The organism is Bacillus sp. FSL R5-0820, from assembly GCF_038593385.1.
GTDB lineage: Bacteria > Bacillota > Bacilli > Bacillales > Bacillaceae > Bacillus > Bacillus altitudinis.
In genome coordinates this window covers 1,010,417-1,032,669 of record NZ_CP151991.1, presented here as the reverse complement: position 1 = coordinate 1,032,669, position 22,253 = coordinate 1,010,417, and the positions used below count along the sequence as shown (strand labels likewise).

Sequence of the window (22,253 nt, the reverse complement as noted above, 5' to 3'; positions counted from 1 at the left end):
ACATGGAAAACATAAAAATATACAAATGAATCCCTCTCAGCCCCCCCCTTGAGATTTTTTAACTCATCCGATATAATAAATAAGAACAAATGTTCTATAAATAAAGAAAGCAGGCATGGACATGACGAGATTATCAAGCGTACAACTTCAGATGATGGAACAAGCCATCTTTCTTCCAATGGTCATCTCCATCCTCAATCGTGATTTGACGCACCTTAAAAAACATCAAACATTCAAACTAAATGAACCATATATTCAGCTAGTCACCTCTTCATTAAAAGAAGCACAAAAAGCCCTTTATCAACTGAAACAACAGTTACGTAAAGAAAAAATGAACGTACAGCAAATTGAACACGATGAAGGATTTACGACATATTTATTTCTGATCAATGGCTATGAAGAAAAGCATAAATATTTTAATCCCCGTATACGTCATCGTGTAGAGGAAATGCTCACCCATTATTTCCTCCATTCAGGAAAATAATATGGTTATATTTTACATTTATAGAAGGAACTCTTCACTTTTTGGCGAATTGATTATTATACCAAAAATTAGGAGGTTTCAACTCATGTTCAAAAAAATAACAGCACTTACCTTAGCAGCAGGATTACTTGTGCCAAGCACAGTGTCAGCATTAGAACCACTGCAAACAGGAAAACAAGCCCCAGCAGCATCTACACAAATAACAAGTGTAGCCTATACAACGGTTTCTATCGTTGGAAAACGAGTAAAGTTTGAAGTGAAAGCACTCGAAAATCCTTTCAACATGAATTACTATAATCGAATTGCTTGGACGAGTACGGACGAAGAGCCAAGTGTATTCAATGACAATATTCTATCGGTCATTGTCGCTAAAAAAACCGGACAGTCTTATCAAGTCTTTTCATACGAAGCGCTCACTTCGGTAAAGGACAAGATTGAATCAGGTCAAAAGGTGTATGGCTGGGCGCTTGCTTTAAATGGTGTGTGGTACCCAACGATGCCTGCAACCCTCTATTATTAAAAAAAGCCTGCCACAGCGGCAGGCTCTTTCTCCATTATGATAATTCGAGCTGTTTTCTCAGCTCTTGTCTCACTTCTTCTAATCCTGGTCCATCTAACTCAAAGTAATACACATTCCCAGGCTGGTAATCGTGCCCTTTTAACTGGATGGTATCCACTGATTTTAATGAACTCAGTAAAGGGAATAGACCGATCAACTGTTTCATGGATAAATTGGTGGAGACGTTATCTCCAAGTGTATCAATGATGTTGTCATAAGACGGTATGGACGAAATGGATTTGGATTTTTCAAAGATGGCTTGAAGTGCTTCCATTTGGCGCTTTCCGCGCATGAGATCACTATCTGCCTTTCTCGTTCTCACAAACGCTAATGCTTCTTCACCACTGAGCGTATGCGTGCCTGTTTCCACATGAACTTTTCCTTTTGAATCCTTCTCCATTTGTTTTGCAATGCCTTCATCTTCAATCGTTACGTCAATTCCATTTAGCTCATCGACAATGTCTTGAAACGCCTTAAAGTTTCCTGCAATCACATAGTCTACCGGGATGTTTAACAAATTCTCTACCGTTTTGACTGATAAATCTGCACTCCCAAACGCATGGGCGTGAGCAATTTTATCATATCCTCTCCCCGGTATATCAACATAAGAATCACGAGGAATACTTAGGAGCTTGATCGTTTTGTCTGTTCGATTCACCGTCGCCAGTAAGACCGCATCACTTCTTGCTTCGTCTACCGTTTCACCTGGACGGCTGTCAATCCCTAAGAGCAGCACCGAAAAACTATCCTTTCCTGGATCAAAAGCTTTCACACGCTTTTGCGAGGTCTCTCCTCTTTCTAAAGATACTTGCGCTTTATTCGACGCTTTTGAAATTTTATAGTATGCGTATCCTGTGACAGATACTGCCATGATCATGACAAATGCCATGATAAACAGCACGACTTTCACCCAAGGTCTTAGCCTTCTTTTTGATCTTGTTTTCTCCTTCATCCTTTCCGAACCCTCACTCTATCTTAGTCTCACAATGTAGGTTCCACTATAACATATTTTGATGAAAGTTTCCTGCACGCAACATATTTTTATGTATCCACAATAAAAAAGCTGCTCGATAGGAGCAGCTTTTCATCCATTACTTTTGTTCAATTCCTTTTTTCACTTCATCAATCATCGCATTCAATGATTCAAGGCCGCCGCCTGCTAAATACCACATGTCAGAGTTTAAATACACCACATGATTGTTTTTAACCGCTTTGACTGATTTCACATAATCATTTTCAACAAGCTGTTTCGCAGACGTTTCTTCTCCAATTGCCGCGCCGCGATCCACGACAAATAAGTAATCTGGGTTCGTTTTGACCATATACTCATACGAAATGCTTTGTCCATGTTTATCAGATGGCTCTAGCTTTTGATCTGCTGGTGTGATGCCAAATACATCATGAATCAGACCATATCTTGACTTAGGACCAAATGCCGTCATTTTGCTGTCGTTCGCCATAATGACGAGTCCATTTTTCTTTAACTCTTTGGCTTGTTTCTTTAATGAAGCCACTTTTTGGTCAATGGCAGAAAGTTCTTTTTTGACTTTGTCTTCCTTATCAAAAATCTTTCCTAATGTTTCAGCATTCTTTTTAAATGATTCCATATAGTTTGCGTTATCTACATCCATATAAATCGTCGGAGCAAATTTAGAAAATTCATCAAATGCATCTGCTTGACGGTGCTGAATAATGATCAAGTCAGGCTTCATCTCTGCAATTTTCTCAAAGTTTGGCTCTTTTAACCCGCCGACATTCTCATATTTGTCACTTTCATATTTAGATAAATAGTGAGGAATCACTTGTTTTGGTAAGGCTGTCACGTTGACACCAAGCTTATCAAGTGTATCGAGACTTCCCATATCAAAGACGACGACTTTTTTCGGGTTTTTCTTGATTTTCACACCGTCTTTATTCAACATATCCTTTACTGTTACGGTTTCCTCATTCGTTCCCGCTGTTTTTCCTTGGTTACCACAGGCAGCAAGGACAGCAATCGCTGTTAATACTGTTATCATCCAAATCCATTTTTTCATGATTGATCACCTCTTCATTTTTTCAAGAAAAATATAAGCAAATACGCTCACCACGAATGACTTCGATCGGTATGCGCATGTCATAAATGTGTTCAAGTGCTTCTGTTTGAATCACTTCATCAACGCTTCCTTCTTTGATCACCTGACCCTCTTTTAAGGCGACGATGTGATCTGAATAGACAGATGCAAAGTTAATATCATGGAGAACAACAACAATCGTTTTTCCAAGATCTTTCACGAGTTGCTGAAACAGCTTCATCATTTCAACTGAATGGTTCATATCTAAATTATTTAAAGGCTCATCTAAGAAAATATAATCCGTATCCTGAGCCAGCACCATGGCAATAAAGGCTCTCTGCCTTTGTCCGCCGCTTAGTTCATCTAAATATTGATGCTGGATTTCGACGAGTCTCATGTATTGAAGCGACACATCAATCATGTTCTCATCTTCTTTTGTCAAGCGGCCTTGAGAGTAAGGAAAGCGGCCAAAGCTGACAAGCTCACGAACGGTCAGACGCACACTCATGTGGTTCGACTGCTTCAAGATGCTCATTTTTTTCGCAAGCTCCTGAGGAGAGTAGGCACGATAAGGTTTGTCCTCTAAATAAGCTTCCCCAGTATCAGGTTGAATCAGGCGGCTCATGATGGACAAAAGCGTACTTTTGCCTGCGCCATTTGGACCAATGAGAGAGGTCAGCTGTCCTTTTTTTACACTGACAGTTGTTTCGTGAAGCACTGTATTTCCGTTATATGTCTTACTGACTCCCTTCATCACGACCATGAACGACTCTCCTTTAAAAGTAGATAAATAAAATACAGTCCGCCGACTAAATCAATTAGCACACTAAGCGGTGTTTGAAACGTAAATACCTTTTCCACAAGAAATTCCCCGCCTACAAGCGCAATGACACTAATGAAAAACGAGCCTAATAGCAAGTACGTGTGCCGATATGTACGAAACAGCTCTCTTGCCACATTCACAACGAGTAAGCCAAGAAACGTAATTGGGCCGACGAGGGCCGTCGCAATAGAAACAAGGACGGCAATGACGATCAGCATCTTTTTTGTGATCCTGTCATAGTCAATCCCGAGATTCACAGCCTGTTCCTTTCCTAACGACATGACATCTAATTTCGCGCGGAAGGTCCATATATAAAGACAAAGTGCCGCAAATAAAAGAGAAGCGAAGAGTAAAATATCTGTGTTCATGTGATTAAAGCTGGCAAAGGACTTGTCCTGTACGACTTGGTATTCATTCGGGTCAATGAGCATTTCCATAAAGGAAGAAAGACTTTTGAACAATGTTCCAAACACAATCCCGACAAGCAGGAGTAAGAAAATATGCTTGTTTTTGCGCTTGAACATCACCGTATAGAGCAGCACAGAAAAAAGAATCATCAATCCAACGCAGAGAAAGAAATTCAGGTTCTTATTCGCGATCATCAAATTGGTCGATCCAAAAAGATAAATAATTGCCGTTTGCAAAAACAAGTAAAGCGCGTCTAACCCTAAAATGCTTGGCGTTAAGATTCGGTTATTGGTCAATGTTTGAAACACAACAGAGGAAAAGGCAATCGCGCCTCCTGTCAAAGTCATGGCAAGCACCTTTTTTAAACGGCTCGGCACTGTGTACTCCCAGTACCCCATTTGAAAGGTGACGAAGATGACAACGAATACGGCTGCAATGGCTGCAATGAGAAATAATGTTCGTTTCTTATGCATAGCGCTTCCTCCTTAATAACATGTACAGGAAGATCGCACTTCCAATGATGCCGACCATAAGCCCGACAGATATTTCATATGGATAAATGATCACTCGTCCGAGCACGTCACATATGAGCACAAAAATGGCCCCTAATAAAGCCGTATGCGGAAGGCTCTTTTTCAAGTGATCCCCTCGGTAGATCGATACAATATTCGGAATGATTAAGCCGAGGAAAGGTAGCATGCCAACAGTCAAAATCGTTACAGAAGTAATCATCGAAACAATCACCAAACCAACTGCCATGACACGTTTATACGTTAAACCTAAATTGACGGCAAAGCTCTCACCCATACCAGCCACTGTAAAGCGGTCAGCATATAAATACGCGATGATCAATAGAGGAACACTTACATAGAGCAGTTCATAACGCCCCTGAACAATAAGAGAAAAATCCCCTTGCAGCCATGCGGATACGTTTTGGATCAAATCATATTTATAGGCTATAAACGTGGAAATTGAACTAACAATTCCGCCAAACATTAAGCCGACTAACGGTACGTAGATCGTATCGTTCACCTTAATATGGCGTAGAATTTTTAAGAATAATAGATTGCCAGCTAACGTAAATAAAAACGCAATCGCCATTTTCATCAGCGGGCTTGCCTGTGTAAAAACAAGCATAGCGGTTAAAATACCCAGCTTGGCCCAATCCATTGTTCCTGCAGTCGTTGGAGAGACAAATTTATTTCTCGTCATGCTTTGCATGATAAAACCGCATAAGCTCAGGCTCATGCCAGCAAGCACAATACTCATCAGCCGCGGGATGCGACTTGAAAATAAGGTGTTCATTTGTTCATCTGATAGATGAAACAACTGTAAAAGAGACAGGTCCTGTACTCCGACAAACAGCGACGCACATGCCAAACACACAAACAACAAACTTAATTGGTACAACTTCATACAGGGTTCACACTTTCTATCAAGCTCTCTGCCACAAATGATTATCATTATCAATTAACGGCAGTTCATATATTATCATATTTAGTGAAATATTCAATAGTAGAATGAGAAAGGGTGAAAACCGCATAAAAAAACAGCTTTTAGGATCAGCTGCTTTTTTACGCTTCAATATTCAATTGAAACTGCCCTTGCAATTCCTCTTCAGCCTCTTGAAATAACTGCCGCAAATTCTCTGCATAATCACCAAGCTCGTCTTTGCTTGCTTGATAATGAATCCATGTAAGCTCTACAGGCAAGCTCACTTCTCCTGTTAAACAGTCCCAAAGGGCATCAAGATTTTTCCCGTAATGATCAGGAAGTTGTAACACTGTTTTTAGTTGATCATGAAGCTCCTCTTGTGATCTGCACATCGCACCATTTAGCTGTACTTTTTTCATTTCCCTCCCCCTCTTCTGTCTTTATTTTAAACGAATTGGAGAGGAAAGAGAAAGAATCCATTTCACTTTTGCCTCTCTCTGAAACTTAAACTAAACAAGATCAGACAGGCTGCCAGCACGAGCATGAAAAAGAGCGTTAACACTGTCTGAGTACCGTACATATCAGCAAAGAGACCAACGAACACACTTGGTATGCCAAGACCTAGATACGCAAACAAGTAATATCCAGCAACGGCTCTAGCCGCTTCCTTCTTCCCTTTCTCAACAATCAGCTGGAGACCGCCTAAGTAAGTAAATCCATAGCAAGCTGTGCCCGCTAAAAGAGTTCCAGCAAGGACAAGGAATATAGACCCGCTATTAGCACCGAATAACAGCAGGCCATATCCGCACGGAAGACAAATAAAACCGATACGAAGCGCTGCACTGCTATTCATCTTTCGGACAAAAGGCTGCATCAGAACACCTGCCATATTAATAAAAAACAGCGCCGGGCCTACCCACAATTCATAGCCATTTAATTTAAGCTGTGCTGGCAAAATCGAAATGACAAGACCGCACACAGACCATGCGATAGCAATGGCTATGTTCGCAGGCATTGTCCCTTTTGGAAACCTCGGCATGTTCATTAGCGGTTTACTTGCATCCCCTTGTACAGGCGGCACCAAAAAGAATACAGCAACAATCGTCAACATGATCAAGACCAACACAATCCAATAGCTAAGAGGCGTCAGTGACACTCGCTCAAAAGAAAGAATCGCTGTAAAAAGAGCACCTCCTCCAAATCCAATTGAACTGCATAATGCGATAAACGTTGGGATCCAGCCCGATTTCTCTGGATATAAAGCAATCAAGTAGGCAGTACATGTGCCAACACTTAACCCAAGTCCCACTCCTTGCAGCAGCCGGGCGACAAAGAGCATTTGTATGGTCGGCTGCACGATCATGAGCAGGGTGGCACATAATGAAAAGCAAAGAGCGATCAATAAAATCGGTTTTCGTCCAGCCCGGTCAGACATGCCGCCAAGTAACAATAATACTGGAATCAGTCCGAAAACATACGCAGCAAACACAAGGGCTGTTGACGCCTTTCCGTATCCTGCCTGCTCTGCATATTCCGTATAAAGAGGGACTTGCAGGTTCACTGCTGTTGTAATCATAAAAAGGCTAAATAAAACGAACACAAACGGAATCATAGATAGCTGTGCTGTTTCTTCTTTTGATGCAGGAATCATGGGACTCTCTCCTCTGTGTAAATGATATGAACCAGTGTACACATCATTTGGATTTCTTCCCACATCCAAAAATGAAGCTATTGACCAGTCCATAATTCCATGTCATCATCAATGATGACATGACAAAGGAAAGAAGGTGCACTGTGTACATTCATTTAGACCGTTCCAGCTCTACCCCGCTCTGGCAGCAAATCGTCAATGGCATCATTCAAAAAATTCATACAAACACACTGAATCCTGATGATCAGTTGACTCCGACAAGAGTATTAGCACAAGAGCTCAACGTATCTCGATCCACCGTACAGCTTGCCTATGATGAACTGCTAGCAAGAGGCTATGTCAGCACCTCTAGAAGAGGCGGGACAAAGGTCATTTCAAGTAATCACTATGCTGCTTCTCCCCCACATCAAAACGAACCGCCTTTTGCACTTCCGACAAGACCTCACTTTGACGAGGCTGAAAAACAAATGGATCACTGGCTCTCGGCCAATCAATTTCATGACACACTTGAGATTGATTTCCGCCATCAAGAACCAGCCATCGACGACCATTTTCAAAACATATGGAAACGCTCGCTTCTAAAAGCACTACAGCGCTTAAATATGAAGGATTGGGGCTATTCTTCTCCGCATGGATTATGGGAAGTGCGTTCAGAAATTCGCCAATACTTATCGGTTGAACGCGGCATTGATATAGAAGAAGACCAAATGGTGTTAACAGGGGGCACACAGCAAGCCATTGACTTAATTTCACAAGTCATGCTCAAAAAAGGAGATACAGTCGCTGTTGAAGATCCTGGTTTTCCTGGAGCTAGGTTGTCCTTTTTACATCGCGAAATGACTATTTACCCCGCACCAGTCGATGAAGAAGGAATGATGGTGAATACATTGCCAGAACGTACAAAGCTGATCGCTGTAACGCCCTCTCATCAGCGGCCAACCGGTGTCTGTATGAGCGTCAATAGAAGACGGGAGCTGTTGCAGTTTGCTGCGAAGGCTCAATCTTACATATTAGAAGATGATTTTGATGGGGATTATCGTTATCATGGCGGACCGCTTCCTTCTTTATTTTCAGAAGCACCCGATCATGTGATCTATATTGTCAGTTTTTCCAAGGTACTTGCTCCAGGCATCCGCCTTGCTGCCATCATCGGCTCCAAAGCAGTCATCAAAGAAATCGCTGCACTGCAATCACTTATTCAAAGACAGCTGCCGATCATGGAGCAAATCACTCTTGCCTCTTTTTTCAGAGAAGGAGAGTTTACGCGATATGTCAGGCGGATGAGACAGGTGTATAAAAAACGGCAGGCAGCGATGATGGATGCTCTTTTGACACATCACTTTGACAAACACTTCCGTTTATATGGAACCGATACAGGCCTTCACGTCTTTTTGGAAGGAACATCAGACTTTGATGAACAAGGCACGATTGAGGCCGCAAAAGCGGCAGGTGTCGGCATTTATCCATTAAGCCCCTATTGTTATGAAAGCAAAAGGAAAGGGTTGCTGCTTGGCTTTGCCTGTACGGATGAAGCCATGATTCAAGAAGGTGTACGCCGATTAAAGCAAACACTGCACATCTAAAAAAGCCTGGAAGTCTCTCTTCCAGGCTTTTCATTGTGATTGCTGAACGTTTCCCACTTCTTCAATGAAAGAGGCTGTCTCTTGCAATCCATCTTGAAAATGTTGAGTTGCTGACATAAACAGCTTTTCTTGATCAGGACGCTTCAACAGCTGCTCTACCTTGCTCATTCCTTTTTCAAATGAAGCAAGACCTGTCTTTAATTGTTTGTCTGCCTTTTGATACACAGCTGGCACTTCTTGATGAGTAAGCCCTTTTTGAATGACACGGTCGAATGCTTTCGTCGCTTTTGTCAATTTTTCATTTACTTGAATTTTTCCATGTCCATCCGAAATAAATTGATCGGTCATGTTTTCATATGCTTCATTTAACTCATCCATATAACGCTGAACCCATTGTTCATACGCAGCTTCTTTTGTGTTTTGTTTTGAAGGCGGCTGACCTGCTTGATTGCAGGCTGTGAGTAGTGTCACTGTCACGGTAAATAGCAGCATCAAATGCCATCGTTTTTTCATACAGGGCCCCCATTTCTCTTTCCCATTTGTTCATATCGGTCAAATATGATCAACTTTTACCTCATACGAACACATTGCAAGAAATGACTTGTTTTTATTGTAACAGACCGCATGTATCACTTCTGTGATTTATGCGGAAATGAATGAAAATCCTTCTAATGGTTCACATTTCCCTGCCATTTCATGATGATACAGTCAATAGACGATGAGAAAGGCACATTTGGTTTCAATCTATTTCATCTTCGTCATTTTTCTCAAATAAAAAAGACCCCTTTCGGCGCCTTTTCCTTAGATGTATGGATTTCAAAATGATGATCTTTCTTAGAATGGAAGCTGCCTTATATTCTGCTCTGCATAGCGGCAACACCCTCTATGACCCTACCAATTTATTGCAGCTTTCCTTTACAAGCAATCTCCAGCTTTTCTACCACTTCATCATCTTGAATGAGGTATGCTTTTTCATGAAGATTCACAGCAGGACAGATGTGATTCGGAATAATTTGCACCTTCTCACCGATCTGTACACTTTGACGAAAGCCTTCATGATAGATAATGGCATGCTCGTCAAATACGCTTGAAACAAATACATCATCATATTCTTTCACTTTGCCTAAGCCCTCTGTTTTCGTCAGCCCTTTTGTACGTGTTTGTGCCGTCAGCCCCTTGGCCCCTACATCTGTAATCACCCGGCGCTCTGTCGGTTTACTAATGACCGTCGTCAGCACAGATGCTGCACAATGTGAATATGTGCCGATTACATTGGACTGGGAAGCATCCATCAAGATGTATGTGCCTGGCCGTATTTCTGTGACTCCTTTTGGAATATCAAATTGAAATAAAAATGGCGGTGTTGATCCAATACTGACGACCTCTAGCGGCATACCAGCTTCTTCTGCAATCTGCGCAAAACGGAGTGTTCGATTTACAGCCTCCTTGTATAATGTCCGGCAATGTGCTTTACTTTCCGCTTGATACGTATGACCATCATGAGAAAAAATCCCCTTTAAATGAACGGCATCACTTGTTTGAATCGCCTCTAATATGTGGCAGAAATCACGTTCTTCAATGACACCAGACCTTCCCTCTCCAACCTCTATCTCAATTAAAACCTCCGCTTTTTTCTCTGATTCACAAAAGACTTGCTCAATCTGCTTCACATGCTCAACACAATCTATACCGAATGAAATCTGTATCGACTCTGCCAGTTTACGAATCCGCTTGAGTTTAGTCTCACCTACAATTTGATTGGCGATAAAAATATCCTTGAGCCCATGGGCTGCCATTACTTCAGCCTCTCCTACTTTCGCCACCGTAATGCCAGATGCACCTTTCTCTTCCTGCAGCTTGGCAAGTGCAGGCGTTTTATGCGTTTTCGTATGAGGGCGCAATTTGACATGCTGACGGTCTGCGTATTGCTGCATCGCCGCTACATTCTCCATCATCACCCGTTTATCAATGAGTAGTGCCGGCGTATCCAGCTCTTCATACATCATCCCCATGACCCCTTTCATTGTATAAAAAATTATACGATATAGATAAATTATATATTTTTTTATACGATAATCAATGGTTTTTTCTGCAAAAAAGTGATGGCGATGAGTAAGCAGTCCAGCGGCTGTCTGCCGCTGGTCTCTCACTAATAACGATTACGAAGTTCTCTTAAGATAAAATCATACACAAGGTTGAGCTGCTGTTCCTTTGGATACAGCATAAATTCTTGTTTCTTAGGAAGACCTCCATCTAGTCGGTCTTGAAATTTCGTTCGAAGATACGCTGTTCGGTGTACCTGACTCTCAAATGACTTATATGAGACATCTAGTTTGACCGATTGCTCATTTGTAAAAGTAACAACCGTGTCTCCGAGGGATGATTCCTGAAAGATATGAATGTATTTGTGGGAGATCCATCCGCATTGAGGGCGGTTGGATGAATAGGTTGGGAAGAAATACAGATGATTGGATGAGTCAATCACGATGGGAGGCTTATGGGAAATTCCTGTTACTTCGTATGTTCCCGCTTTTCTGCCTGCATAGCTTGAGCCAAAGAACCTGCAACTGCGTTCTATAATTTGCAGCGGCTTTAATTCAACGTAAAAGCTTGTCTCTCTTTCGATCACTTTTGAATATACTCGTTTTCCTTCTTCAACCGGAAGGACCGCCATTGTTGTTTGATTAATGACGTATGAATCTAATGGTGTTTCACTAATTCCTGACACTTCATTTCCTCCTGTGTTAATTTTTGGTTATTTTAGATACTATTAATCTATCACCAACGTATAAGAAACGACAGGATTTTTTCAATATTTATTTAAAATCATCTTTTTATCATATTTTTTAGTACATTCGATCTATCTAAAAGCCATTTTTAAAGATATATCGTATCTTGTCGACTGGACAAGGGGTGTCGATATGGCTCAAAAATAAATTGTCTAAAAATTATAAATTCTTGTTGATTTTTTCTCCGCCAATCCATATACTATAAAAAAGGCATCGGGGGGATTCTTTATGAAAGAGAAAAAAACGTATGCTGAGCTCATGAAGTCCCGCAACACCCAAAAAACCGAAGAGAATGGCGTTACTATTTTAGACATTTATATTCAAATGGTTTTAGATGAGGCGCTTTATAAACAGCGCTTAACCTTCCTTAGAGAAGAGATTGACAAGGCGCTAGATCAGCGTGATGAAAAGCGTTTTAATGACCTGTCAGCTCAATATGCAGAACATTGCTTACATCAATCATGATGATTTTACTTGCGGCAGAGAGACAAAAGCTTGTCTCTTTACCGCAAGTTTTTTGTTTTTATCCATTTAATATGGTTCCGCCATTCACATGAATCATTTGTCCATTCATATAAGAAGAGTCTTCGCTCGCTAAAAATAAATAACTCGGCGCTAACTCTACTGGCTCACCAGGCCGCTCCATTGGGACATCTCCACCAAATTCAGACACTTCCTTTTCCGTAAATGTGGATGGAATCAGCGGTGTCCAAATCGGTCCAGGCGCTACCCCATTTACCCGAATCCCTTGTTTGATAAGAGATAGAGATAATGATCTTGTAAACGTTACAACCGCCCCTTTTGTCGATGAATAATCAATTAAGGTTTCATGACCTTTATAAGCAGTGACCGATGCTGTATTAATAATACTGCTTCCTTTCTTTAAATGAGGGAGCACCGCTTTTGTTAAATAGAACATGGCAAATATATTCGTTTGAAATGTCCGAAGAAGCTGGTGAGAGGTAATCTGTTCAATGCTTTTTTGCGGATGCTGTTCACCTGCGTTGTTGACCAAAATATCAATCGAACCGAAAGCATCTTTTGTTTTTTTGACGACCTCGTTTGAAAAAGCTTCATCCCCTAGGTCACCTGCTATTAAAATGACGCGTCCTCCCATCTTTTCAATATAGTCCTTCGTTTCTTCCGCATCGCGATGTTCATTCAAATAAACAATTGCTACATTGGCTCCTTCTTTCGCAAATAAGACAGATACTGCTCGTCCAATCCCGCTGTCTCCACCTGTGACAATCGCCGTTTTCCCTGTCAGCTTTTTGCCTTGCACCTCTCGATCAAAGATAGGTCTAGGGTTCATTTTATATTCAAGTCCTGGACGTTCGTTCTGATGCTGAGGCGGTAACGTTTTCTTTGGCTGCTTTGTTGACACGTCAGTCCACTCCTTCCTTTTTATCTCGTTTATTTTTATGTGTTGCTCATTTTTTTATGTATTTCGCTCTTGTTTCCAATAAAATGTATGATTTTCAGCATCGTGGAAAAATTATACACAACAAGTGACTGGAGGCGACAACATGGAACAAGAACATAAAGGATCGGAGCAAGCAAAGTCGTTATGGCTAGCTGATAGTGAGAAGCCCTCTTTTCCTACTGTCAGCGAAGATCTTACAGCAGATGTCATCATTGTCGGTGCCGGTATTACAGGTATCGCTACTGCATTTGAGATGATAGAACGCGGGCTGGATGTCATCATCATAGATGCTGATCAAGTATTGCAAGGAACCACTGGACATACGACAGCGAAAATTACCTCCCAGCATGATGTTTACTATCATGAGCTGATTCAGCATATTGGTATGCCGAAAGCCCGTTTATATGTAGAAGCAAATGAAAAAGCAAAGGAGCTCATCCAAGCACGTGTGAAAGAGTATGACATTGATTGTCAGCTTGAGGTAAAAGATGCTTACCTTTATACAACAGAAGAAAACGGCGTCAAAAAGTTAAAGAAGGAATTAGATGCGTATAAACAGCTCGGTATCGATCGCGAATGGAAAACAGAGCTCCCGTTTGATGCTGGCATCAAGGCAGCCCTCGCCATGACGCAGCAAGCACAATTTCATCCTCTTCATTATCTTCATGCACTGATCGATCAGCTCATTGACCGAGGCGTGCGCATATTTGAACAGACAACGGCAGTCGATGTAAAAGAAGGAAAACACCCTGCTGTCATCACAAAAAGTGGCCATCATCTGATGGGGCGCTCTATCATTTCATGCTCACACTTTCCTTTTTACGATGGCAAAGGACTGTATTTCACTCGAATCCATCCTGAGCAATCTTATGTCGTCGCAGCCAAAACAAAAAAACCGCTCCCAGACGGCATGTACTTAGGAATTGATCAGCCTGCCCATTCATTAAGAACGGCGAGATTCCATGGAGAAGATGTCGTGCTCATCGGTGGACAAGGTCATAAAACCGGACAAGGCGGAGATGAATCCGCACACTATGAAGCACTAGAAAAGTTTGGTGAAGCCACCCTTGGTATAACGGAAGTCCTTTACCGCTGGTCCACTCATGATATGGTCACAATGGATCAAATCCCTTACATTGGCCGCCTGACATCACATCATTCGAATATTTTTGTGGCAACAGGCTTTAGAAAATGGGGCATGACCACAAGCCACGTAGCAGCGACACTGATCGGAGATTTGATCGAAGGAAAATCGAATCCTTACGAATCCCTCTTTACTCCATCAAGACTCGTGTCAGACGCATTCGTAAAAGACTTTATCAAAGAAAACACCAATGTTGCAGCAAAGCTGATCAGCGGTAAATTAAAGCGAGCTGATCAAACAATTGATGATTTAAAACCGGGTGAAGGCGGCATTGTATCTTATGAGCACAAAAAATGTGGCGCTTTTAAGTCAGAGGACGGCGATCTCTTTCTTGTCGATACAACCTGTACTCACTTAGGCTGCGAAGTCGCGTGGAATAATAGTGACCGCACGTGGGACTGTCCTTGTCACGGGTCTCGTTTCTCCATTACGGGAGAAGTAGTAGAAGGTCCGGCGAAAAAACCACTAAAAAGGTCATATAAAGAACAGTAAAATTTCACTGTTTCCCCTTTAAAAAATCCAATATTATCCGATAAAAAACATAAAGTCTGATATTTTTGATGATCATGGGGGGACAAACACATTGTTATTTAAAAAAGAGAGTAAAAAGAAAAACACTGCTTTTTTCACACAGCAGGATGATGGGATAAAACGAATCAATTTTCCGGAGAATACGGACATTGCCAAACAAATTAAAATGATTGATTTGACGCAGCAAGACCTTTTTATCTTGAAACAGCTGAATCCAATCGTTCAAGATGAAATTGAACATATCGTCGATAAATTTTATAAAAACCTAGAAGTCGAGTCTTCCTTGATGCACATCATTCAAGATAACAGCTCAGTCGAGCGTCTAAAGAAAACACTACGCATTCATATTAGTGAAATGTTTGCCGGTGTGATTGACGAATCTTATGTGGCCAAAAGAATTAAAATTGCACAAGTTCATTTAAGAATTGGACTTCAACCTAAATGGTATATGGCAGCCTTCCAAGACCTATTGCTATCCATAATGGATTTATTTGCCCAGCATATCCAAGATTTCAAAGAATATCAGACGGCAGTGAAGGCGACGACGAAAATTTTAAATCTAGAGCAACAGCTTGTCCTAGATACGTTCCAAAATGAATACTCTAAAGTTCGTGATGAAGCAGAACTACAGCAAAAAGAGCTTCATACAAAAATTACAGAAACATCTAATTCACTTGCTTCTCTCTTCTCAAACACAACAAATGCAGTGGACAAACTTGTATCAAAATCTGATGAGATGGCGGATATGTCACAGGCTGGCACAAAGATCTCAGCACAAGTTGAAGAGAAATCAATTGGCGGTAAAAAAGAGTTAGAAATTCAGCAGACGCAAATGAACCAAATTGACGGCAGTATGACAAAGATTGAAACAGAAATTAAACGCTTAGAAGAAATTGCGAAACAAATTGAACAAATTTTTGGGATCGTCACAGGTATTGCGGAGCAAACGAATTTACTATCTTTAAACGCTTCAATCGAATCAGCTCGAGCAGGTGAACATGGCAAAGGCTTTGCTGTCGTTGCAAACGAGGTTCGCAAATTATCAGAGGATACAAAGAAAACGGTTTCAACTGTATCTGAGCTCGTCAACAACACAAATTCACAAATCGCCATTGTGTCACAGCATATTGCTGATGTGAATTTACTTGTGACAGACAGTAAAGAAAAAATGACCCAAATCAACTCGCTATTCGATGATATCGTCAGCAGCATGAACTTAAGCAAAAACCAAAACGGAAAAATTGAAATAGATTTGCAAACATTCCTAAACGAATTGAAAGAAGTCAAACAAACAGTGTCCCAAGTGGCAAGTTCGGTCGAGTCCTTAACGAGTCTGACAAATCACTGATCCAGTCATTCTTCTTCAGTTTTAGTATAATAGAGGAAAAGATAGAAAAGGCGGGATTTGATTGACAGCAATTTGCCTAGTCAGACACGGAGAAACCGATTGGAATGCAGCAAAACGAATTCAAGGACGAACAGATATCCCTTTAAATGACACTGGTAAATGGCAAGCGGAACAAACCGGTCTTTACTTAAAAGATGCCCACTGGGATGTTGTCATTTCCAGTCCGCTATCAAGGGCAAAAGAAACAGCTCATTTGATTTTACAGCATGTACATGCACCGCTCGTGATCATGGACGATTTTATTGAACGTGACTATGGCGACGCTGAAGGCATGTCATTTGAGGAACGTCAGAAACTGTTTCCAAATAAACAGTATCCAAATATGGAACCACTATCGGCACTTCAAGATCGAATGCTAGAAGGTATCGAAAAAGTGAGAGCAACCTACCCAGATCAACGGGTACTAATCGTAGCACATGGTGCTGCCATCCATGCCTTACTCACCTCACTAGCTGACGAACATATGGGTATTAAGGATACAAGACTTGAGAATGCCTGCTTAAATTATGTGGAATGGACAGATGGTCAATGGAAGGTGAACGATTACAACGTGGTCAACCACTTAACACAATCTGCTCCTTCTTAAAGAACCTGTTTTCATAACAGGTTCTTTTTCATGTCAAAAACAATGATAAAATAATATTTTTTTATATCGAAATTCGAAATAGATGATAGCCTTTTCTACCTATTTTATGGCATTTCGGGTATCGAATGTTTATCCTCAAATGGATCATGAGAAAAAAAGCACGATTCCTTTTTAATAGAAAACCGTTAGAAATATAAAATAAACATATTTTACCATCAATTCCAAGCGACTTAATTCCCTATTTTTCGCTAGGACTTCCACAAAAATTCAGGTCTACTCTTATTTGCCTATCTCTATTAAACTGAAAATACAGAATAATCAAACGGATCATTCTAATAGACTACGGATGATTATTCTGAAATAAGAAAAAGGGATGTGGAATGTGCGTGAAAAAGAAAAATGTGATGACAAGTGTTTTATTGGCTGTCCCTCTTCTGTTTTCAGCAGGGTTTGGAGGCTCGATAGCAAATGCCGAGACTGCCTCAAAGTCAGAAAGCGAAAAAAGCTATATCGTTGGCTTTAAAGCTTCTGCCACCACAAACAGCTCTAAGAAACAAGCAGTGACACAAAATGGTGGGAAATTAGAAAAACAATACCGCCTCATTAATGCTGCACAAGTGAAGATGTCTGAACAAGCCGCAAAAAAACTTGAACACGACCCTAGCATTGCTTATGTAGAAGAAGACCACAAAGCAGAAGCATATGCCCAAACCGTCCCTTATGGTATCCCTCAAATCAAAGCTCCAGCCGTACACGCTCAAGGTTATAAAGGTGCTAACGTCAAAGTAGCTGTCCTTGATACTGGAATCCACGCCGCACACCCTGACTTAAATGTTGCAGGCGGTGCTAGCTTCGTCCCTTCAGAGCCAAATGCCACACAAGACTTTCAATCACACGGAACTCACGTAGCCGGAACCATTGCTGCCCTTGATAACACGATTGGTGTTCTTGGGGTTGCGCCAAGCGCCTCCTTGTATGCCGTTAAAGTATTAGATCGTTACGGCGATGGACAATACAGCTGGATTATCAGCGGTATTGAATGGGCTGTTGCCAATAACATGGATGTCATCAATATGAGCTTAGGCGGACCAAACGGCTCCACAGCGCTTAAAAATGCTGTAGACACAGCGAATAACCGCGGAGTAGTTGTCGTTGCCGCAGCAGGGAATTCAGGTTCAACTGGCTCTACTAGCACCGTTGGCTATCCTGCAAAATACGACTCTACAATTGCTGTTGCCAACGTGAACAGCAACAATGTCAGAAACTCGTCTTCTAGCGCAGGTCCTGAATTAGATGTTTCTGCACCTGGTACATCGATTTTAAGTACAGTACCAAGCAGTGGATATACGTCTTATACGGGAACATCAATGGCATCTCCTCATGTAGCAGGAGCAGCAGCGCTTATCCTTTCTAAGTATCCGAATCTATCAACGTCTCAGGTTCGTCAGCGCTTAGAAAATACGGCAACACCGCTTGGTAATTCGTTCTATTATGGAAAAGGATTAATTAACGTTCAAGCGGCTTCTAACTAAAATAAGTGTGACAAAAAAATCCGGCGAACTGAGCCGGATTTTTTATTTATTGCTTTTTCGATGTTTCCTCTTTTTTTGCGGCTTTTTCCATATCGAAGATTCTCTCCATCATCGTCGGGTGTCCATAGCGGAAGATTTTCACTAAAAGTGGCGGATTGACTTGGGAAAGCCCTGATTTTGCAAGCTTTTGAAATGACGTCACCCCCGCCTCTCCATCTTTCGTCAAGTTCACGGCGTATTCATCAGCTGCACGTTCTTGATGCCTTGACACAGCATTTGTAAAAGGAGAAGCAACAAATGACAGCATAGATACAATGATCAACAGAAGCGGAAGAGCAGCAACGTCATGTGGTGCCTTCAGACGAAATGGAGAAGCGCCTTTTTGGTAAAGGTAAAAATAAAGACGGTCAATGGCAAAAAATCCAACCAGAGACAGCACTAAATATCCTGCTAAACCGATATACACATGCTTCATCACGTAATGTCCCATCTCATGCGCCATGATAAATAAGATTTCACGGTCTTTCAGCTTTTGAAGTGTCGTATCCCACAAAACAATACGCTTATTTTCACCAATTCCTGTGACGTAAGCATTCATCGTGTTTGTTTTCTCTGACATGTTGACTTCATATACATGATCTGCTGGAATGTGTGCTTTCTCTGCAAGAGTTAATATCTTTTTCTCAAGCGCTTGATCCTTCAATGGGTAAAAATCATTGTAGAGTGGATCAATAACGACCGGCTGTATAAAGAAGAGAAATAGAGTAACTGGAACGGTTAAACACCAAGCATACAGCCACCAATACTTCCTTTTCTTTTGAATGAGCCAAAAGAACACAATCGCGCATAGAACAAGCAGTGGATATTGAATCCAAAAATCAAGCGTTTGGTCTTTTAGCCAACTTGCCGTGCTTTGTGCTGAAACACCGTAGTTCAAGGACAACTGGTAGCTCACCCACTTGACCGGCAATGTGATCAGCATCGTCAAAAATGACAGCACAAACACATACACAAGTTTGCTCAAAAGGTCAAAACGAGCTGCTGCCAAGCTCCAATCTGCTAATTTCCTTGAAAACCCTGAAATGAGCAAAAGGAAAAAGACATACCAATCTAAAGGAATTGTCATAAAGTACAACAGGTTACGAATGTTCGAGTAATTTCCACTGATCAAAAGCTCATGGCTTGTCATAAATGTATGCGGGTCTGCACTTGTCCCTTTCACACTGTCAGGGACAGATGAATCCCCCATTAGAAATAAGTAAGAATAAATAAAAAGACCGTACAATATGTATGCTACCGTTGCAAGAGCTACCCATTTGCGTACTCGCACTGGTCAGCCTCCTTTCCATTTCTCTCTCTATTGTAATCACGCACGTTTTTGTTTAGAACCTGTCTCATGTGGCTCCATCATAGCATGCCCTATCTGAAAAAGCTTGAGTGAAAAAAATGATTATGCTGTTCAAAAATCGGAGAAACTAACCATAAAAAAGTGAGTTGGAGGTTCATCATGAAGAAAATCCTTGCAGGAATTGTGATCTTTGGGCTTTTACTGATTACCTTCTTTTATGTGTTCAGCCGGACAAGTGACATCTTCGATGAAAATCGAGCAGAGAAATTATTGCTTTCACCGACGAACCAGTCTATTTCTTATGAAATAGATGATAAAGATACAACTGAGGATCTAATTGAACAATTAAACAAAGGGAAACAAACAAGCAGCCATCTCAAAAAGAATGTAAAGAAGCCAGATTATATCGCCAAGGTCATGTTCGGACGGACAAATGGCACTTCTTTTCAGCTATGGACCAACCGCTCTCAAGTTGTTTTTTTAGTAGATGGCACCTATTATGAATTAAATCAAAAACAGTCAAATTCCTTTCGAAAACAGGTACAAGAAGCGATTCAAAAAGGAGACTCTTCATAGGAGACTCCCCAGCGTGTAGACAAACCCTCGCATTCTTTGTCAGTCCTGCGTGCTGGTGCTCACGAATGTGAAATTCGCTCCGCGCCAGTACTCGTCCTTCCTAAACTTCAAAGGTTTTCTATCACACTGAAAAGAAGACAAAGGGCTAAAATAAACAACATTTTAGCCCTTTGTCAACAATCTGAGGAGCCTCTTCAAGAGGCTCCCTTTTTATTTACTTGTTTCTGCTTGGTACTTGTCTTTTAGCGCTCTTCTTAAAATTTTACCAGTCGTGTTTTTTGGAATATCATCAATGAAATGGATCGTTTGGGGCTGCTTATATTTCGCCAAATAGCGTGAACAATGTGTGATGATGTCTTCTTGATTGATGTGAGCATGTTTCTTAGGGGAAATGTAACAGACAACAGCCTCTCCTGTGTTTGGATCTGGCACACCGATGACAACGGCTTCTGCTACAGCTTCATGTTGATAAAGCACTTCTTCTACTTCTCTTGGATAGACATTATACCCACCAACGAGAATCATATCCTTTTTTCGATCGACGATATAAATATATCCGTCTTCATCTCTTCTCGCCAAATCTCCTGTGTACAGCCAGCCGTCTTTCAGGGCCGCCTCTGTGTCTTCTGGCATTTGATAATAGCCTTTCATAATGTTTGGCCCTTTTGCGATGAGTTCTCCGACTTCGTTTGGTCCAACTTCCTCTCCAAGTTCATTCACAATCTTATTTTTCACATTCATAATATCAGTGCCGACCGAGCCTGGTTTTCTTTTTCCATCAAGGGGATTGAATGCCGTCACTGGGGAAGCCTCTGATAATCCGTAACCCTCTAGCACCGTGACACCGAACTTTTCTTCAAAACCGTGAAGTAAAGCAACAGGCATGGACGCACCGCCTGATATACAAATCCTCACCGACTTCATCGCTTCCTCATGACCGTCCTGGCGGTATAAATAGTTATACATGGTTGGAACACCAACAAATAACGTTGGTTTTTCTTTCTCCATCATTCGTAAAAGCTCTGATGGGCTGAAATGCGGCAGGACATAGATGGTCGCTCCATGAATCAAGGGGGCATTCATACAGACGGTCAAACAAAACACATGGAACATCGGCAAAGCAGCAATCACCTTGTCCTTCTCATCAATTGACAGGTACTCCGCAATGTCTCTTGCATTTGAATAAAGGTTAACATGAGTGAGCATTGCCCCTTTTGGTTTTCCTGTTGTGCCAGATGTAAATAAAATAACAGCCGTATCGTCAGGTTGTATGGAAGGATGCTCAGCTTCTGGTGCACCTCCAGATACAAGCTTTCCGAAGAAAACAAGACGATCAGATACTTCTTTTAAACTTGACCTGCACGCAGATTCATTTTGAGCACAAATAATGACTCGTTCAATCGCTGGAAGCTGTTCATACACCTGCTCGTATATCGGCAGAAGCTGATCCGGTGCAACAATCCCTTTTACATCACCAGTGACCAGCATGTAGCCGATTTCACTTGGCGTATATGTTGGATTGACAGGTACAACAACAAGTCCTGCCTTTAATGCACCAAAAAATGAAATCACAAAATGCGGTGAATTTCCTAAAATCAGCGCGATATGATCTCCCGCTTGAAACCCTTCGCTCACTAAACCATCTGCAAAACGTTCGATACTTGTCATCAGTTCTTGATAGGTCCACTTGTTCCCTTCAAAGATCAGTGCGACGTTCTCTCCCTTGGTCATCGCAGTCTGCTCAAGATTTTTGATCAAATCCATTCTCCCACCCCTTATACTTCATCAATGAATGAATAGCCATTCATTTTATGACCAAACATTCCTCCTTTCTATTATAATAGACAATCGAAAAAATTCACAAGATCAAATGTAAACCGCTTTCATCTCTTTCATTAGAAAAAGCACCGCTATCTCTAG

General features: G+C 41.4%; 22 protein-coding genes. 9 read left to right on the top strand and 13 right to left on the bottom strand.

Annotated features, from left to right (window positions below; genetic code table 11):
* Positions 1 to 121: 121 nt before the first annotated feature.
* Together NST15_RS05225 and NST15_RS05220 are read left to right on the top strand one after the other, a co-directional pair.
* Positions 122 to 484, top strand: coding sequence for a hypothetical protein (locus NST15_RS05225; RefSeq protein ID WP_008348633.1), 363 nt, complete (start codon positions 122 to 124; stop codon positions 482 to 484).
* 85 nt (positions 485 to 569) lie between these two features.
* Positions 570 to 1,004, top strand: coding sequence for a hypothetical protein (locus tag NST15_RS05220; RefSeq protein WP_035700181.1), 435 nt, complete (start codon positions 570 to 572; stop codon positions 1,002 to 1,004).
* Positions 1,005 to 1,038: 34 nt separating this feature from the next.
* Here NST15_RS05220 and NST15_RS05215 read toward each other — a convergent pair whose 3' ends face one another.
* The 7 genes from NST15_RS05215 to NST15_RS05185 all read right to left on the bottom strand — a co-directional run bounded on the left by NST15_RS05215 (position 1,039) and on the right by NST15_RS05185 (position 7,413).
* A complete protein-coding gene (locus NST15_RS05215) occupies positions 1,039 to 1,995 on the bottom strand; it encodes an LCP family protein (RefSeq protein ID WP_007499147.1) in 957 nt (318 codons plus the stop codon).
* 139 nt (positions 1,996 to 2,134) lie between these two features.
* Positions 2,135 to 3,079, bottom strand: coding sequence for a siderophore ABC transporter substrate-binding protein (locus NST15_RS05210; protein ID WP_058213981.1), 945 nt, complete (start codon positions 3,077 to 3,079; stop codon positions 2,135 to 2,137).
* Positions 3,080 to 3,101: 22 nt separating this feature from the next.
* A complete protein-coding gene (locus NST15_RS05205) occupies positions 3,102 to 3,860 on the bottom strand; it encodes an ATP-binding cassette domain-containing protein (RefSeq protein WP_056705126.1) in 759 nt (252 codons plus the stop codon).
* Positions 3,851 to 4,801, bottom strand: coding sequence for an iron chelate uptake ABC transporter family permease subunit (locus NST15_RS05200; RefSeq protein WP_017366965.1), 951 nt, complete (start codon positions 4,799 to 4,801; stop codon positions 3,851 to 3,853). Before NST15_RS05200 ends, NST15_RS05205 begins: the two co-directional genes overlap by 10 nt.
* Positions 4,794 to 5,744, bottom strand: coding sequence for an ABC transporter permease (locus tag NST15_RS05195; protein WP_017366964.1), 951 nt, complete (start codon positions 5,742 to 5,744; stop codon positions 4,794 to 4,796). Before NST15_RS05195 ends, NST15_RS05200 begins: the two co-directional genes overlap by 8 nt.
* 158 nt (positions 5,745 to 5,902) lie before the next feature.
* Positions 5,903 to 6,181 (bottom strand): barstar family protein, encoded by a 279-nt coding sequence (locus NST15_RS05190; RefSeq protein ID WP_017360231.1) that lies wholly within the window; start codon positions 6,179 to 6,181, stop codon positions 5,903 to 5,905.
* Between the two features lie 62 nt (positions 6,182 to 6,243).
* Positions 6,244 to 7,413, bottom strand: coding sequence for an MFS transporter (locus NST15_RS05185; RefSeq protein ID WP_025207100.1), 1,170 nt, complete (start codon positions 7,411 to 7,413; stop codon positions 6,244 to 6,246).
* A 143-nt stretch (positions 7,414 to 7,556) separates the two neighbouring features.
* On the opposite strand from NST15_RS05185, the gene NST15_RS05180 reads away from it, so the two are divergent.
* Positions 7,557 to 8,996 carry a PLP-dependent aminotransferase family protein gene (locus NST15_RS05180; protein ID WP_025207099.1) on the top strand — a complete coding sequence of 480 codons (1,440 nt, stop codon included), beginning with the start codon at positions 7,557 to 7,559 and terminating at the stop codon, positions 8,994 to 8,996.
* A gap of 30 nt (positions 8,997 to 9,026) precedes the next feature.
* On the opposite strand, the gene NST15_RS05175 is transcribed toward NST15_RS05180, so the two are convergent.
* The 3 genes from NST15_RS05175 to NST15_RS05165 form a co-directional block, all read right to left on the bottom strand.
* Entirely contained in the window at positions 9,027 to 9,509 is a 483-nt protein-coding gene (locus NST15_RS05175; protein WP_007499155.1) for a hypothetical protein, read from the bottom strand.
* A gap of 386 nt (positions 9,510 to 9,895) precedes the next feature.
* Positions 9,896 to 11,002, bottom strand: coding sequence for a D-TA family PLP-dependent enzyme (locus NST15_RS05170; RefSeq protein ID WP_342498917.1), 1,107 nt, complete (start codon positions 11,000 to 11,002; stop codon positions 9,896 to 9,898).
* A gap of 143 nt (positions 11,003 to 11,145) precedes the next feature.
* On the bottom strand, positions 11,146 to 11,724 hold the full coding sequence (locus NST15_RS05165; protein WP_017366958.1) for a competence protein ComK: 579 nt from the start codon (positions 11,722 to 11,724) through the stop codon (positions 11,146 to 11,148).
* Between the two features lie 289 nt (positions 11,725 to 12,013).
* On the opposite strand from NST15_RS05165, the gene NST15_RS05160 reads away from it, so the two are divergent.
* Complete coding sequence (locus NST15_RS05160; protein ID WP_008348804.1) at positions 12,014 to 12,250, top strand: IDEAL domain-containing protein; 237 nt, start codon at positions 12,014 to 12,016, stop codon at positions 12,248 to 12,250.
* A gap of 58 nt (positions 12,251 to 12,308) precedes the next feature.
* Here NST15_RS05160 and NST15_RS05155 read toward each other — a convergent pair whose 3' ends face one another.
* Entirely contained in the window at positions 12,309 to 13,169 is an 861-nt protein-coding gene (locus NST15_RS05155) for an SDR family oxidoreductase (protein ID WP_050827114.1), read from the bottom strand.
* 142 nt (positions 13,170 to 13,311) lie between these two features.
* Here NST15_RS05155 and NST15_RS05150 point away from each other — a divergent pair, with 142 nt between their 5' ends.
* From NST15_RS05150 to NST15_RS05135, 4 genes are all read left to right on the top strand, one after another.
* Positions 13,312 to 14,844, top strand: a complete 1,533-nt coding sequence (locus NST15_RS05150) for an FAD-dependent oxidoreductase (RefSeq protein ID WP_065460080.1) — start codon at positions 13,312 to 13,314, stop codon at positions 14,842 to 14,844.
* Between the two features lie 91 nt (positions 14,845 to 14,935).
* Positions 14,936 to 16,231 carry a globin-coupled sensor protein gene (locus NST15_RS05145; protein WP_007497200.1) on the top strand — a complete coding sequence of 432 codons (1,296 nt, stop codon included), beginning with the start codon at positions 14,936 to 14,938 and terminating at the stop codon, positions 16,229 to 16,231.
* 61 nt (positions 16,232 to 16,292) lie between these two features.
* Positions 16,293 to 16,877, top strand: coding sequence for a histidine phosphatase family protein (locus NST15_RS05140; protein ID WP_017360298.1), 585 nt, complete (start codon positions 16,293 to 16,295; stop codon positions 16,875 to 16,877).
* A 386-nt stretch (positions 16,878 to 17,263) separates the two neighbouring features.
* Entirely contained in the window at positions 17,264 to 18,409 is a 1,146-nt protein-coding gene (locus NST15_RS05135; protein ID WP_026050071.1) for a S8 family peptidase, read from the top strand.
* Between the two features lie 46 nt (positions 18,410 to 18,455).
* On the opposite strand, the gene NST15_RS05130 is transcribed toward NST15_RS05135, so the two are convergent.
* Positions 18,456 to 19,739, bottom strand: a complete 1,284-nt coding sequence (locus tag NST15_RS05130; RefSeq protein ID WP_025207046.1) for a M48 family metallopeptidase — start codon at positions 19,737 to 19,739, stop codon at positions 18,456 to 18,458.
* A gap of 177 nt (positions 19,740 to 19,916) precedes the next feature.
* On the opposite strand from NST15_RS05130, the gene NST15_RS05125 reads away from it, so the two are divergent.
* Entirely contained in the window at positions 19,917 to 20,333 is a 417-nt protein-coding gene (locus NST15_RS05125) for a hypothetical protein (protein ID WP_008348821.1), read from the top strand.
* A 210-nt stretch (positions 20,334 to 20,543) separates the two neighbouring features.
* Here the strand turns inward: NST15_RS05125 and NST15_RS05120 are convergent, their stop codons facing one another.
* Positions 20,544 to 22,097: a fatty acid--CoA ligase family protein gene (locus tag NST15_RS05120; RefSeq protein ID WP_255233729.1), complete on the bottom strand. Its 1,554-nt coding sequence runs from the start codon at positions 22,095 to 22,097 to the stop codon at positions 20,544 to 20,546.
* Between the last annotated feature and the right edge of the window lie 156 nt (positions 22,098 to 22,253).